Origin of the sequence: Mesorhizobium caraganae, from assembly GCF_016836705.1 — a bacterium.
Taxonomy (GTDB): Bacteria; Pseudomonadota; Alphaproteobacteria; order Rhizobiales; family Rhizobiaceae; genus Mesorhizobium; species Mesorhizobium caraganae.
Genome location: NZ_JAFCGY010000029.1, coordinates 30,192 through 43,005, shown reverse-complemented (window position 1 = coordinate 43,005; position 12,814 = coordinate 30,192). Strand labels below are relative to the sequence as shown.

The window sequence follows — 12,814 nt, the reverse complement described above, 5'->3', positions numbered from 1 at the left end:
CCATCCGATCCATTCCCGCGTCCGCCACAAAAGCCCGGCGAAAGGCGCGACCAGGAAGGCAGCGGCGCCCAGAACCAGGACGGGGTTGTTTGTTGGTATCGATTTCATGGACAGCCTCCGTGAATCGGGATCGCCATAAACGAGGAAATCGCGAAGTGGTTGCAGCTTGCGAAGGCTACATGTTGCTGGCCGGCCGGATCGGTTGGCGCGGCCGGTAGGGCGGTCGCGACTGCGACTTCAAGGGGATGTCGGCGAGCGAGTTGCGGATTGGTCTGAACAGTATTGGCGGCGATGCGGCGCGCCGGCGCAGCAGTGCGGCCGACAGTTTGGCAACCAGATTTCGAACCTCCATGGACTCCTCCCTAGAGTTTTAGAGTCCCCCCTTTTTCACTCACCTAGCACCTGACGCCTGTGCCTCGCATTTAACTTTGATGTAGGCCGGACGAATGCGACCGCTTGTGCGCAAAGCCTGCCGTCAACCTTTTTGCCCGGCCAACCTTTTTGCTCGGCCAACCTTTTTGCTCGGAGCGCGTTGTCCTCCGACAAGGAAGGAGAATCCCATGCTGACCGAAACCTCGAAGGCGGTGCGCAAGCAGCGCGGCGTGCAACGCAAGGTCGACGCCGACGACCGCAACAAGGCGAAAGCCAAACCTGACGCCGCCATGCAGGCCGGCGCCCGGCTCTATCCCGAGCCGCCTTTTCCGAAGCAGCACCATCCCAAGCCCGGCGAGGAAGGCGAGATCAAGCCGGCGCCGCTTTATGATGCGCCGTTCTGGCAGGGATCGAGGAAGCTCGACGGCAAGGTGGCGCTGATCACCGGCGGCGATTCCGGCATCGGCCGCGCCGTGGCAGTCTTGTTTGCGCGCGAAGGCGCCGACGTCGCCATCGTCTATCTCAGCGAAGACAGGGATGCCGAAGTGACCAGGCAGGCGGTCGAGGCCGAGGGCCGGCGCTGCCTGGCGCTGCGCGGCGATGTCGCCAGCCGCGCCTTCTGCCGCCACGCGGTGGAGCGCACGGTCAAGCAACTCGGCAAGCTGGACGTGCTGGTCAACAACGCCGCCTTCCAGGTCCACTCGGCCGATTTCGCCGACCTCACCGAGGAGCATTTCGACACCACGCTGAAGACCAACCTCTACGGCTATTTCCACATGGCTCAGGAGGCGGTGGCGCATATGCAGCCGGGTTCGGCCATCGTCAACACCGGCTCGGTCACCGGCATAGACGGCTCGAAGGAACTGGTCGACTATTCGATGACCAAGGGCGGCATCCACGCCTTCACCCGCGCGCTCTCTGGCAATCTGATCGGCAAGGGCATCCGCGTCAACGCGGTGGCGCCGGGACCGGTGTGGACGCCGCTCAACCCGTCCGACAAACAGGCGGCCGATGTTTCGCAGTTCGGCGCCAAGACGCCGATGAAGCGCCCGGCCCAGCCCGAAGAGATCGCACCGGCCTATGTGTTCCTGGCCTCGCCGCAATGCTCGAGCTACATCACCGGCGAAATCCTGCCGATCGTCGGCGGCTATTGAAGGGCAGGGCTGGCCCGGCTCTTTCGGAGCGCAAGACACGCATCCGAGCAGCGACGTCGAAGACGCTGCTGCAACCGGATGACTTTTCGTGCATTCTTGTGCATGGCCATGATACTTCGCCCCGACACGCCGGCAAAATGCTGCTCCTATTGCGGCTCGCGCGACCACGACTACGAGGATTGCCCGAAGCGCAAGGCCGACGCCGAGCGGCAGCGGAAGGAGCGGGAGGAGCAGCAGGAGCAGGAGCAGGATTCTTCGCGTGAAAGATTTCTAGCCAGCTGAATTCAGGACATTGTGCGAAGACGAGCGGCCGTCGGCGTCAGCCGATGCTCGACCATCGCCCTTCAAGTCGATGCTTCCGACGAAAGCCATCAGCAGCTCCATTCCCGCCGGCCAGTCGCCCAGCCCGCTGTCGCTGTTGATGTGGCCGAGCGGCCCGGCCATATGCAGCGCGCTGCCCCATTGCCCGGCCTTCGCCACGGCATAGCGATGCGGGTCGTAAGGATCATTGGTGCTGGCGACGATCAGCGAAGGAAAGCGGAACGAGTCGCACGGCGTGTCGGCGAAGGGAATTGCGTAAGCGGGATAGGCGGACGATGCCGGATCGGGAACCGCAACAAGGAACGCGCCGCCGACCTGGCGGCTCGACACCGTCTGCCAATGTGCGACCAGCAGGCAGCTGAGGCTGTGGGCGACGAGGATTGGTGGCGACTTTGCCTGCGACACCGCACGCTCCAGCGCTGCCACCCAGTCGTCGAAATCCGGCAGGTCCCAGCTAGCCGGGCTGAAGCGGCGCATCGCCGGATTGGCCTGCTGCCAGCGTGTCTGCCAATGGGCCTCGCCCGATCCGCCGCTGCCCGGCAAGATGATGAAGTCGGTCATGGAATGTCCTGTCTCCTGGTGAACGATGGCGTCAACTCTAGGTCTTCTCCTCGTCCGCGGAATGAGAGATCATCGGAAAGCAGCGAAGAATTCCGATGGATTGAAGGTGCTCATGGCAAACGGCGATTACCGGCCACGGCTCGACCCCACCGACATGGCGATCATCGAGATCATGCAGGAGGATGGCCGCATCGGCATTTCCGAACTCGGCCGCCGCGTGGGCCTGTCGCAGCCCGCGACGTCGGAGCGGGTGAAGCGGCTGGAGGAGCGCGGCATCATCGCCGGCTACCGGGCGGCGATCGATGCCGCCGCCCTCGGTCTCGGCACCATGGCCATGATCCGCCTGCGCACCACGCATGAGCACATCCAGACTTGCCTGAAGAAATTCGCTTCCATGCCGCAAGTGCTCGAGGTGCTGCGGGTGACCGGCGAGGACTGTTTTCTCGTCAAGGTCGTCGTCCCGTCGCCGCCCGACCTCGAAAGCATCGTCGACGCCATCGGCCGCTACGGCGCGGTGACGACCAATGTGGTGCTGCGCGCCGAGCCGCCGAAGCGGTTGGGACGGGAGTTGATGGCGAAGCTCTGAGCGGGATTCCCAGGCGCCGCCAAGAGGTCCCGTTTTGCCAGCCGAGAATTTTTGCGGGATGATGTCGGATCGGCGGCGCGCTGCCCGTCCTTGGAGCGAAACCCCTAGCAATCCCAGGAGGACATTATGGAAACCGTTCAATCGCCGTGGCAGACCGCGGCCATTCTCATCGCTCGCCTGATCCTGGCTGCCATGTTCGCGATGGGGGCGGCTTTCAAGTTCATGGACATGGGCATGACCGCCGGCTACATCGCCTCCGCCGGTTTCCCGTTCCCGTTGTTTCTGGCTTGGTGCGCCGCGATCCTAGAAACGCTGCTGGTGATCGCCCTCCTGACCGGCGCGTTCTTCACGCCGGCGGCCCTGGTCGCCGCCGTCTACGTCGTCTTCCTCGGCTTTGCCTTCCATGGTCCGTCGCACTGGGCCGGCAACCAGGCCGAGTTCGGCGCTTTCATGTCCCATTTCCCGTTCGCCGCCGGCCTGCTGTTTGCCGCCGTACACGGACCGGGCAGCGTGCTGGCCTCCAAGCTCGGCCGGTGGTGAACGTCTGCCCCCCCCCTTGGGCCGCAGGCCAATCGCATATGACATTTTCCGAGATGTTTGCCCGGCACTTACCCCCACCCTTAATCCCTCCCCACAAGGGGGGAGGGAGACCCTGCTGGCGCTGATCTCGGCAATTATTGCAGGGCGGAGATAGCAGGATGCGCGGCAGCGTTCCCTCCCCCTTGTGGGGAGGGTTAGGGTGGGGGTCCCTCTTCGTAAGAATCCATATGCGATAGCCCTACTTTTCGGCCGGGGCGAGGGCGACTAGCCTGGCCTAAGCTTCGCAGCCGAATACGACGATATTGTCACTGTACTTGCGCGTTTTGCCGCGATAAGCACGGTGACAGGTCCAAGGGGGAATTCATGAACATAGCGATGCGTTTTGCTGCCGTCCTTGTCGGCGCGTCACTGCTTGCCGGCTGTACTTCGATGTCGGAAAGCGAATTCAACACCATACCTGTCACACTCGGCAGCCCGGCCGCCAAGCGCTCTGTCATCAACGAATGCGTCGCCGACGAAAGAACCACTTCGCAGTCCGACAAGAACAATTTGTCGGCACTCATGAATGTCAGCCCGGCAAGATACGAAACCGCCTTCTGCAACCGGCTCTTCAACGCGCTGGCCAATGGCAAGATCACCTACGCCGACTATCGCAAGATGCTGTCGCCCAGCGCTGACAACAGCAAGCTCATCAAGATCCTGCAGGGACGGTATTGAGATCAGCCGCCTCGCGCGCCGGTCACGGCCGCGGGTAGCGCAACCTCACCGCTGGTCGTTGTAGGGTTCCTTCATCTGGCCGACCATGCGCGCCAGTTTCGAGAAGGAAGGCATGTCCGTCTCCGGCTGGCACTGATTGGCCAGTTCCAGCAACCGGATCGGGAAGTTGACGGCGTCGCGGCTGGACTCCGACATGCCGCCGGACCGTTCCTCGCCGGTTTCGATGGCCTCGGCCTTGCGCAAGGCGATGTCGATGTCCTCGACCGACAGCACGCCCTTGCGGACCAGAACCTGGTTGATCGAGGCGACGGCCATCAGCAGGCCTTCGAGTTGCAGATTGGCGACATTCATGGCGTTTGCTCCCATTGGCTAAAGCAATTCCAGGAAAAGTGTGAAGCGGTTTTCCGTCCGGAATTGCGTAAACAAAACTCCAGCGTCAACGCATGAGCGCCTGTTCCGATCCAGAGGGAGGCGTAGTCCGGTCCTACTCTTCCATCCAGCGACGGCCATATTCGGCCCACAGCGCCTTGACCTCCCTGCTGCCGAGGCGCGGGGCCGAGCCGTCGCCAAAGGCGATCGAGACGGCGCTGATGTCGTAATGGGGGTGGGCGTCGATGACGAAGCGGATCGCCTCGCCAAGCGGCCTTCTGCCGATGACCGGATCGGCCTGGCCCCGGCCGACGCTGCGGACGCCCGAAACAGTGGCTGGCGCATGCCGCATCCTGAACACGGATGCCATGGCTGGTTTGTCCATGCTGCATTCTCCCCGAGTCGGAGCGGAATGATTCCATAAGCGCCAGCTAATGACCAGCCGCGCCCTGCGATCCGCCGCGATTGCCGGCTGAAGGCAGTTATGCTATGGTTTGACTATGGTGCTGATTTGCGCCGACGACCCGCCGCCGAGGCGGTTTTTTTGTTTCGGGCGATATCCCGCGGTTGAAGCTCACTCAGGCCAGCGGATCCTCTGCCGGCGGCCTTGCGGGCAGGCCGAGCCTTGTCCGCTCGCCATCAGCAAAATCCTCGGCCGCTTCCTGGGCTTCAAACAGGCGCTGGGTCACCGTGCCATTCTCGGCAACCAGCACCGCCCATTGGCGGCGACCGACGCGTTCGACACGAACGTCATTGGGCTCGTCGGCCACCATGATCGTCCTCCGGACGGATAGCGCGGTTCACCGTTTCACCTAAACGCCGAACCGCTCCATCTCTTTGTCTTGACGCAATTCCCCAGGAAAAGACGATCCGCGCTGTTCCTGGAATCGCTTACCGGCGCAGGGACTTCGCGTTACGCCTTGGTCTTGCGCTTGGCCGGCGCTTTGGCGGCCGGAGCCTCTGTTCTGATGCCGAGCCCGAATTCCTTTGCCAGCTCAGAACGCTTGGCGGCGTAGCTGGGCGCCGTCATCGGATAGTCTCCGGGCAGGTCCCATTTGGCGCGATAGGCCTCCGGCGTCATACCATGGGCGGAGCCGAGATGGCGCCGCAGCGACCTGAACTTCTTGCCGTCCTCGAGGCAGAAGATGAAATTCGGCGTCACCGAGCGCTTGCGATTGACGGCGGGCTCCGGTGCCGGTTGCGGCGGCGCAACGGGATTGTCCACGGCCGCGAGCGCCGAGTTGACGCTCTCGATCAACGCCGGCAAACCTTCCGGAGGCACCGAATTGTGGCGCACGAAGGCCGCGACGATGTCGGCGGTCAAATTTATATTTCGAATTTTGTCGTCAGACATGGCCTCTGTTGCCCCCTTGATGCCAAAGAACAAATTATCAGACAAACTTCCCCTGCGGCATGGCACTTTAGCACATATGCATATGACTTGACGATAAATATGGTAGCGCTAACACCGCTGAGTCTTTGACCGATATAGGAATTGTTTCTTATTTCCTATTGACGGATGAGGGCAGCTATCGTATCATTTCTCCATGGTGCTGATTTGCGCCAGCAACCCGCCGCCGAGGCGGGTTTTGTTTTTCTGATGCCCACAAGGTTCCGATATCGAATGCCGGCAGGACAGAGGGGGGCGCGAAGGAACGCTATCCTCGGTTCATTCTGCAATATCCGCGAGAAGCCCATGTCCAACCGCTATGCCACCATCATCACCGACGATGACGGCCGCGAGCTCGTCAGCGCCATCGGCCTGTTCGAAGGCACTGCCCCGCAGGCGCGTGTCGGCCGCGTCGAGCCGGTCGTGCCGGGCGTGCTGATCGGCATGATCCGCGGCGGTCCCGTCGACGCGATCGGCGACTTCGGCTTTCCGCGCGGCGCGCACGACGGAAGCGCGATCGGTCTTGTCAGGGCAAGCCTGAAAGGTGCGCCTGCCGAAAGGGGCGAAGCGCCGGCCGATGCCGCTGATGCGGCCAACCGCAAGACCACCCGGAAACCGGCGAAGGCAAAACGGCGCAAGCCCGGCAAAATCAAGCGGACGAGACCGGCAAAGCAGGTTGTCGCCAGCAAGGCTGAGCCCGCCGGGATTCAGGATCATGGCTGACCGGACGGCGCCGCGTGCGCGCCCTGGCCGCAAGGCGCCAGCCGGCACTGCCACAACGAAGCGGACGAAGAAGACGCTTGGCGACGATTTCCTCAACGCTATGCGCGCCGATTTCCGCGCCCATGGCGCCGGTGTGATTGCCGCGGTCAGGGCCGACAAGCCCGACCAGTATCTGAAGATCGTGCAATCGGTGCTTCCCAAGGATTTACATGTCTCCCTCGACCATCTGGAAACCCTGAGCGATGACGAGATCCGCCGCCGTATCCGCGGCCTCGAAGCCGTCCTCGGTCCGTTCGGCGACCAACCGGACGGCGCGCCGCCACTATCTGGCGCTGCTGCAGGAGCTGGACCGAAGACGCAGGACTAATCTGCTTGCATCTTACACGCCGTATGAACGCCAGGCCGAGTTTCACGCCGCCGGCGCCAAAAATCGCGAACGGCTGTTCATGGCCGGCAACCAGCTCGGCAAGACCAGAGCCGGCGGCGCCGAATGGGCCATGCACCTCACCGGCCGCTATCCCCAGTGGTGGCAAGGCAAGACCTTCGACGCCGCCGTGCGGCTATGGGCGGCGGGCGTGACCGGCGAGGGCACGCGCGACAACCCGCAGCGCGTGCTGGTCGGCCCGCCGCAGCAGCAGGCCGCCTGGGGCACCGGCATGATCCCCGCCGACGCCATTGTGCACACCACCATGGGCCGCGGCGCGCCCGGCGCGCTCGACAGCATCGTGGTGCGCTGGGGCGGTGGCGGCGACGTGCAAGCCGATGAGTCCGTGCTGTCGTTCAAGAGCTATGAGAAGGGCCGTGAAAAGTGGCAGGGCGAAACGCTGCACGGCGTCTGGTTCGACGAGGAGCCGCCGCTCGACATCTATTCCGAAGGGCTGACCCGCACCAACGCCACGGGCGGCATCACCATCGTCACGTTTACACCGCTGCTCGGCATGAGTGATGTGGTGTTGCGGTTTTTGTCGGCGCAGGAGGTGGAGGGCAGGGCGGGGGGGTGACGTAGAGCCTCCCGCAGGGGAGGGCGCCGGTGCTGCCGCAGCGACGCCCGGTATCTACCTCAACGCGGAAGAAGCAGAGAGATCTTTACACGAGGCGCAAAGAAGCAACGCAAATACAGCTGATTGGTTATGACGTAGGTACCTTCGCAGATATGGTATTGGCCGTCTGGGGATTCCTGCACGCGGTCCGGTGGGATGATGAAATTATCCGGCAAATAGATGTAACCACCGTCGATCCTGGGCCGCACCGAAGACTGAGGTATGGCGCGGCAATCGGAACCACCGCAACACTTGAATTTCGTCTGTGGGTCAATCCTGTCTTTGTACCAATCGTGGGCGCTAGCGGCCGTCGCGGCAGCGATACACATCGCCGTGAAGATGAATCTTCGCATGGCATTCCTCAAGCATCCGGCAGGCGCTGCTCGTTGGAGTGTCTACGTATATTAGCGTCCCGTTAAGAATGCCATTGGCCGCCGACCGACAGACGCAGATCCGGCAAGATTGGTTTGACCCTTCCTGGCCATCAATGACCGAGGTGAGGCATGTCCCGTCACGTCACCTTCATGACCATCGACGATGCCGGGCACTATTCGCCGGACGAGCGCGCCGCGATCATTGCCGCCTATCCCGAGCATGAGCGCGAGGCACGTGCGCGCGGCATCCCGGTGCTGGGCTCCGGCCGCATCTTTCCGATTGCCGAAGAGCTGATCGCCTGCGAGCCGTTCCGGTTGCCGCGCTACTGGCCGCGGATCGGCGCGCTCGATTTCGGCTGGGATCATCCGTCGGCCGCTGTCGAGCTCGCCTGGGATACGGAGGCCGATGTCGTCTATGTCACCAAGGCGTCGCGCGCTTCGCAGCAGACGCCGGCCATGCAGGCGCTGGCGCTCAAACCCTGGGGCGAATGGCTGCCCTGGGCCTGGCCGCGCGACGGCCGGCGCGAGACGCTGGAAGGGGCGGGCACCGCGCTCGCCAAACAATATGCCGCGCACGGGCTGAACATGCTCACCGGCCACGCCCGCTTTGCTGACGGCTCGGTCTCGGTCGAGGCCGGGCTGATGGAGATGCTCGACCGCATGCAATCCGGCCGCTTCAAGGTGTTTTCGACGCTGCTGTCCTGGTTCGAGGAATTCCGCCTCTACCACCGCAAGGACGGCCAGGTGGTCAAGCTGCGCGACGATTTGATGGCGGCGACGCGCTACCGCAAGTTGACGCTCGCCTATGTCAGCGGCGCAGGCACCTTACCGACGACGGCCAATGGCATCTGGCTGATGTTCGACCGCGCCGGCGACAAGGGCGCCGACGGGACAGGGACGGGGGATTTTTCGGGGCCTGCGTCTTCGGTAGCCGACAACATTGTCACGTTCGCCAGCACGACGGGCAAGGTGGGGAAGGATAGTGGCATCAAGGTGACCGACCTGATCGCCGGCCCGGCCTCGGCGATCGCCGACAACATCGCCACCTTCAACGGTACGACGGGCAAGCTAGCCAAGGACAGCGGGGTCGCGGTGTCGAGCCTCGCGCCAAAGGCTGGCCCGACCTTCACGGGAACGCCCGCCGCACCGACGGCGGCACCAGGCACCAACACGACGCAGCTTGCGACGACGGGGTTTGTCGCGACAGCTATCGCTGGTATTTCTTCAGTCTATCAGGCTGCGTCAGCGGTTTTGACTGCATTGACCGGCATCGGCGCGGCAGTTGCCGGAGACCTTATCTACGGCACAGGTGTGGGAACTTGGGGGCGCCTCGCCAAGGGAACGGCAAGTCAGGCCCTTCTAATGAACAGCGGCGGGTCAGCCCCACAGTGGGGGACGTTACCGTTTACCAAATCGTTCGAGAGCGCCCCACAAACGCTCACGGCCGGCGGCTCTCTCATCCTTGCCCATGGACTTGGGGTCAAGCCGCCGCTCTATGTAGCCTTCATCCAATGTACTACGGCCAATTCGGGGTACGCGGTTGGTGATGAGATACCCATTAACCCCGCTCTCAATACAACTGATGCGACCGTTCAAGCTATTAGCATTGTGCCGGACGCGACCAATTTGAATGTACGGCTTGGTAGCGCTGCTGGCTCAATCAAAATCCTCAACAAGGCTGGAGCCGGTTTTAACGATATAACGAACGCTAGCTGGAAACTCGTTGTGAGGGCATGGGCCTAGCTTGCCAAATATGGGCAACGGTCTAAACCTTGGAAATGCATATTACTATTGCGGTGCAAGGCAAAATACCCTCTAGAGGCTACGGTGGCACCCAGCGGCAAATCGATTGGCTGGCCAGCGAACTCGTATCTCTCGGACATCAAATCACGCTGATTGCCGGCCCGGGATCAAGCCATCCGCGTTGCGAGGTCCGGCAGGTGGCGTCAGTAGCGGAATGCTTGGCGGCGATCCCTGCCAATACTGACATCGTGCATTTCAATGGCTGGTATGATGTAGAGAGCCCATATCGTGCGCTTTACACCCTGCACGGCTATGTTCCGAACGCCCCGAGGGAGGGGCTAAATTTCAGCTTTGTCAGCGCCAGTCACGCGCATCAGCATAACCGAGAAACGTTTGTTTATAACGGTTTCCCGGTAGATGCCTATCGGCTCGCAGATCGCAAAGTTGACCGGCTATTGTTTCTGGGCGGCATAGCAAGGGCCGGGAAGGGCCTCAACCGGGCCGTTGGTCTGGCAAAGAAATTCAACTTCGAGCTCGATATTGCAGGTGGATCGAGGTGGAAGTTGCTGGGGCGCAGCCAGACCCGGAAAGACGGCCTGTTCTTCAAGAGCTTGTCGTGGCGCTACCGTTTCCACGGTGCCGTCGATGGCGAAGAGAAGCTGCGATTGCTCGGCGAGGCGCGTGCATTCCTTAATCCGATCTCTTGGGTAGAGCCGTTCGGCATGGCCCCAGTCGAAGCAATGCTATGCGGGACCCCGGTGCTGACCACGCGGTGGGGTGCGCTTGCAGAAACGGTCGATGCAGAGAGCGGGCGCTTCTTTGAAACCGATGAGGATTTTGCTCACGTTCTAAACGAGATCGACAGCATTTCCGCGCGAACATGCCGTGAATCAGCTGCCGAAAGGTTTCCGATCCAGAAGACCGCAAAGGCCTACTTGGAACTCTATAAACGCATCCTCGATGGCGAAACGCTTCCGTGAACCCTGTCTAGCGGCTCCTATCCTGTGAGGAAGCGTTGTGGTGGGGGACCGACATGCCGGTCTGCTCGGTTAGGTTAGCGAGACACTCGTCTCCTTTGTTTGATTTGTGACCAGCTAAATTCGCCTAGCTAAATCCCACAACCCAAAGAGGCACTCCCATGGACCGCAATTTCGCGCGGGCGCTTGCGCTCGTCCTCAAATCGGAAGGCGGCTGGTCCGACAATCCAGCCGATCCGGGCGGCGCCACCATGAAGGGTGTGACGCTTGCCAACTTCCGCCGCTATGTGAAGGCGGACGCCAGCAAGGCTGATCTGCGAGAGATCAGCGGCGAGCAGGTGGCGACCGTCTATCGCCGCTTCTATTGGGACGCCGTGGCCGGCGCCGAGCTTCCCGGCGGCGTCGACTATGCCGTGTTCGACTTCGCCGTGAACAGCGGGCCGGGCAGGGCGGCGAAATATCTGCAAGCGGCGGTGGGTGCGGTGCAGGACGGCAGGATCGGCCCGGCCACGCTGAGGGCTGTCGGCGCCAGGCCATCGGGCGCCGTCATCGACGACCTCTGCGACGCCCGCCTGGCATTCCTGCGACGGCTTCCGACCTGGCCGGTTTTCGGCAAGGGCTGGAGCGACCGCGTCCGGTCGGTCCGTTCCCAGGCGCTGTTGATGTCTGCCCCTCGGCCCGCTCCGGCACCTTCGCCGGATCCATGGGGGCCACAACATCCGCCCGGCCCATCCGCCGCACCCGGCTCTACGCCATCGCCTGCGCCGGCCGGGGCCTCCATTGCGCCTCCCGTCGAACGCCTGCCGTTCTGGGCCACGCTGCTTCAGATCCTGAAATCCATTTTCGCAAGGAGTTCGACATGATCGCCGTCCTCATTCGCATCGGCCTGCGTTACGGCGCCGGCGTTCTGGTCGCGCGTGGCCTGCTCGGCGCCGACGACGCTGCAGCGTTTTCCTCCGATCCCGACATCCAGGCGGGACTGGAGGTCGCCGCCGGTCTTGCCATCGCCTCGGTCACCGAGACCTGGCACTGGCTTTCCCGCAAATTCGCCTGGGCGCACTGACATGGAAGGGTTGCAACAACTGCTCATCGCCTATCTCGAAGCCGCCAAACCCTATGCCATCGGCTTTGCGGCCGGGCTCGTGGCCGGGTGGCTGCTGTGAGTGCGCTCCTTGCCGTCGTGCTCGGCAACAAGGCGCTGCTGGGCTTCCTGGCATCGGTCATCGCCGCCCTTTGCTGGGGCTTTCACCAGCGCCTGGCCGGCGCCAAGGCCGAGCGCGGCAGACAGGCGGCCGCTGAAACCGCGGCGCGCGCGGTCGCCGACCAGGTGCAGAACGATATCGGCGCACTGCCGGCGGACGCTGTTCGAAAGGAGCTGAAATCATGGGCAAAGGACTGATGCTTGCGCTGCTTGTGGTGCTGGCCGGTTGCACGACGGCTTCGGGCGGCTTCTGCACGGTCTCGAGCCCGCTGCGCCTGTCGGCCAAAGCCGTCGATGCGCTGTCGGACGCCGAGGCGAGAGCGCTTTTGACGCACAACCGCAAGGGACAAAAGCTTTGCGGGTGGAGGCCTTAAGCCGATGCACGACCTCTTCGACATGCTTGGCATCAAGGGCCCCGTCGTCGCCGCCGGACTGGCCGGCGGCGTGCTGCGGGCGCTGTCACGCCATCGCTATAAGCTGCGCGAGATGATCGCTTCGCCGATCTGCGGGGCGCTGGCGGCGGCCTATCTGACGCTGCCCGCCGTTGCCTGGTTCAAGGCGACGGGGATGCCCATTCCAGATCCCGCCGACGACACCACGACACTTGCCGCCGCCTTCCTGATCGGCGTCTCGGCCATGTGGATTTCCGACATCGTCTTCGAGGTGATCGTGCGGCGGTTCAGGCCGGCTGTCGACAAGTGACGCAATTGAGGTGCTGGAAGAAGCCAGCGACAATGCCTACCTAA

General features: G+C 62.9%; 20 protein-coding genes and 1 pseudogene. 15 read left to right on the top strand and 6 right to left on the bottom strand.

The genetic code is table 11. The features are described from left to right. Window positions 1-175 precede the first annotated feature (175 nt). Window positions 176-352, bottom strand: a complete 177-nt coding sequence (locus JQK88_RS29135; protein WP_185970293.1) for a hypothetical protein — start codon at window positions 350-352, stop codon at window positions 176-178. Window positions 353-560: 208 nt separating this feature from the next. Between JQK88_RS29135 and JQK88_RS29130 the strand changes: the two genes are divergently transcribed. Both JQK88_RS29130 and JQK88_RS29125 read left to right on the top strand, forming a co-directional pair. Further along, complete coding sequence (locus tag JQK88_RS29130; RefSeq protein WP_203280231.1) at window positions 561-1,526, top strand: SDR family oxidoreductase; 966 nt, start codon at window positions 561-563, stop codon at window positions 1,524-1,526. Between the two features lie 102 nt (window positions 1,527-1,628). After that, window positions 1,629-1,808, top strand: a complete 180-nt coding sequence (locus JQK88_RS29125; protein ID WP_203280230.1) for a hypothetical protein — start codon at window positions 1,629-1,631, stop codon at window positions 1,806-1,808. On the opposite strand, the gene JQK88_RS29120 is transcribed toward JQK88_RS29125, so the two are convergent. Further along, a complete protein-coding gene (locus tag JQK88_RS29120) occupies window positions 1,797-2,408 on the bottom strand; it encodes an RBBP9/YdeN family alpha/beta hydrolase (RefSeq protein WP_203280229.1) in 612 nt (203 codons plus the stop codon). The two genes, JQK88_RS29125 and JQK88_RS29120, sit on opposite strands and share 12 nt — an antisense overlap. A gap of 112 nt (window positions 2,409-2,520) precedes the next feature. Between JQK88_RS29120 and JQK88_RS29115 the strand changes: the two genes are divergently transcribed. The 3 genes from JQK88_RS29115 to JQK88_RS29105 all read left to right on the top strand — a co-directional run bounded on the left by JQK88_RS29115 (window position 2,521) and on the right by JQK88_RS29105 (window position 4,251). Continuing rightward, the gene (locus JQK88_RS29115) at window positions 2,521-2,994 is read left to right on the top strand and encodes an Lrp/AsnC family transcriptional regulator (protein ID WP_192249184.1); all 474 of its coding nucleotides are present in this window, start codon (window positions 2,521-2,523) and stop codon (window positions 2,992-2,994) included. Between the two features lie 126 nt (window positions 2,995-3,120). Beyond that, window positions 3,121-3,534: a DoxX family protein gene (locus JQK88_RS29110; RefSeq protein ID WP_203280228.1), complete on the top strand. Its 414-nt coding sequence runs from the start codon at window positions 3,121-3,123 to the stop codon at window positions 3,532-3,534. A 363-nt stretch (window positions 3,535-3,897) separates the two neighbouring features. Continuing rightward, window positions 3,898-4,251, top strand: a complete 354-nt coding sequence (locus JQK88_RS29105; protein ID WP_192249190.1) for a hypothetical protein — start codon at window positions 3,898-3,900, stop codon at window positions 4,249-4,251. Window positions 4,252-4,296: 45 nt separating this feature from the next. On the opposite strand, the gene JQK88_RS29100 is transcribed toward JQK88_RS29105, so the two are convergent. The 4 genes from JQK88_RS29100 to JQK88_RS29085 form a co-directional block, all read right to left on the bottom strand. Next, the gene (locus JQK88_RS29100) at window positions 4,297-4,602 is read right to left on the bottom strand and encodes a hypothetical protein (RefSeq protein WP_192249193.1); all 306 of its coding nucleotides are present in this window, start codon (window positions 4,600-4,602) and stop codon (window positions 4,297-4,299) included. A gap of 133 nt (window positions 4,603-4,735) precedes the next feature. Next, window positions 4,736-5,005: a hypothetical protein gene (locus JQK88_RS29095; RefSeq protein WP_192249196.1), complete on the bottom strand. Its 270-nt coding sequence runs from the start codon at window positions 5,003-5,005 to the stop codon at window positions 4,736-4,738. Window positions 5,006-5,198: 193 nt separating this feature from the next. After that, entirely contained in the window at window positions 5,199-5,393 is a 195-nt protein-coding gene (locus tag JQK88_RS29090; protein WP_192249198.1) for a hypothetical protein, read from the bottom strand. Window positions 5,394-5,533: 140 nt separating this feature from the next. Then, window positions 5,534-5,974: a Ros/MucR family transcriptional regulator gene (locus tag JQK88_RS29085; protein WP_192249202.1), complete on the bottom strand. Its 441-nt coding sequence runs from the start codon at window positions 5,972-5,974 to the stop codon at window positions 5,534-5,536. Window positions 5,975-6,316: 342 nt separating this feature from the next. Here JQK88_RS29085 and JQK88_RS29080 point away from each other — a divergent pair, with 342 nt between their 5' ends. From JQK88_RS29080 to JQK88_RS29035, 10 genes and pseudogenes are all read left to right on the top strand, one after another. Next, window positions 6,317-6,733 carry a hypothetical protein gene (locus tag JQK88_RS29080; RefSeq protein WP_192251504.1) on the top strand — a complete coding sequence of 139 codons (417 nt, stop codon included), beginning with the start codon at window positions 6,317-6,319 and terminating at the stop codon, window positions 6,731-6,733. Further along, window positions 6,726-7,100 (top strand): hypothetical protein, encoded by a 375-nt coding sequence (locus JQK88_RS29075; RefSeq protein ID WP_246501554.1) that lies wholly within the window; start codon window positions 6,726-6,728, stop codon window positions 7,098-7,100. The genes JQK88_RS29080 and JQK88_RS29075 overlap by 8 nt, the downstream gene beginning before the upstream one ends. After that, window positions 7,060-7,734, top strand: a complete 675-nt coding sequence (locus tag JQK88_RS29070) for a terminase large subunit domain-containing protein (RefSeq protein ID WP_376740468.1) — start codon at window positions 7,060-7,062, stop codon at window positions 7,732-7,734. The genes JQK88_RS29075 and JQK88_RS29070 overlap by 41 nt, the downstream gene beginning before the upstream one ends. A 548-nt stretch (window positions 7,735-8,282) precedes the next feature. After that, window positions 8,283-8,933, top strand: a pseudogene (locus JQK88_RS29065) (phage terminase large subunit family protein); the annotation flags it as partial. 992 nt (window positions 8,934-9,925) lie between these two features. Beyond that, a complete protein-coding gene (locus JQK88_RS29060; RefSeq protein WP_203280241.1) occupies window positions 9,926-10,870 on the top strand; it encodes a glycosyltransferase in 945 nt (314 codons plus the stop codon). Window positions 10,871-11,028: 158 nt separating this feature from the next. After that, complete coding sequence (locus tag JQK88_RS29055; protein WP_203280226.1) at window positions 11,029-11,730, top strand: glycoside hydrolase family 108 protein; 702 nt, start codon at window positions 11,029-11,031, stop codon at window positions 11,728-11,730. Next, entirely contained in the window at window positions 11,727-11,930 is a 204-nt protein-coding gene (locus JQK88_RS29050) for a Pam3-gp28 family putative phage holin (RefSeq protein WP_203280225.1), read from the top strand. The genes JQK88_RS29055 and JQK88_RS29050 overlap by 4 nt, the downstream gene beginning before the upstream one ends. A 96-nt stretch (window positions 11,931-12,026) precedes the next feature. After that, window positions 12,027-12,266, top strand: a complete 240-nt coding sequence (locus JQK88_RS29045) for an ABC transporter permease (RefSeq protein ID WP_203280224.1) — start codon at window positions 12,027-12,029, stop codon at window positions 12,264-12,266. Next, on the top strand, window positions 12,251-12,442 hold the full coding sequence (locus JQK88_RS29040) for a hypothetical protein (protein ID WP_203280223.1): 192 nt from the start codon (window positions 12,251-12,253) through the stop codon (window positions 12,440-12,442). Before JQK88_RS29045 ends, JQK88_RS29040 begins: the two co-directional genes overlap by 16 nt. Window positions 12,443-12,446: 4 nt before the next feature. After that, on the top strand, window positions 12,447-12,770 hold the full coding sequence (locus JQK88_RS29035; RefSeq protein ID WP_203280222.1) for a hypothetical protein: 324 nt from the start codon (window positions 12,447-12,449) through the stop codon (window positions 12,768-12,770). The last annotated feature ends 44 nt before the right edge of the window (window positions 12,771-12,814 follow it).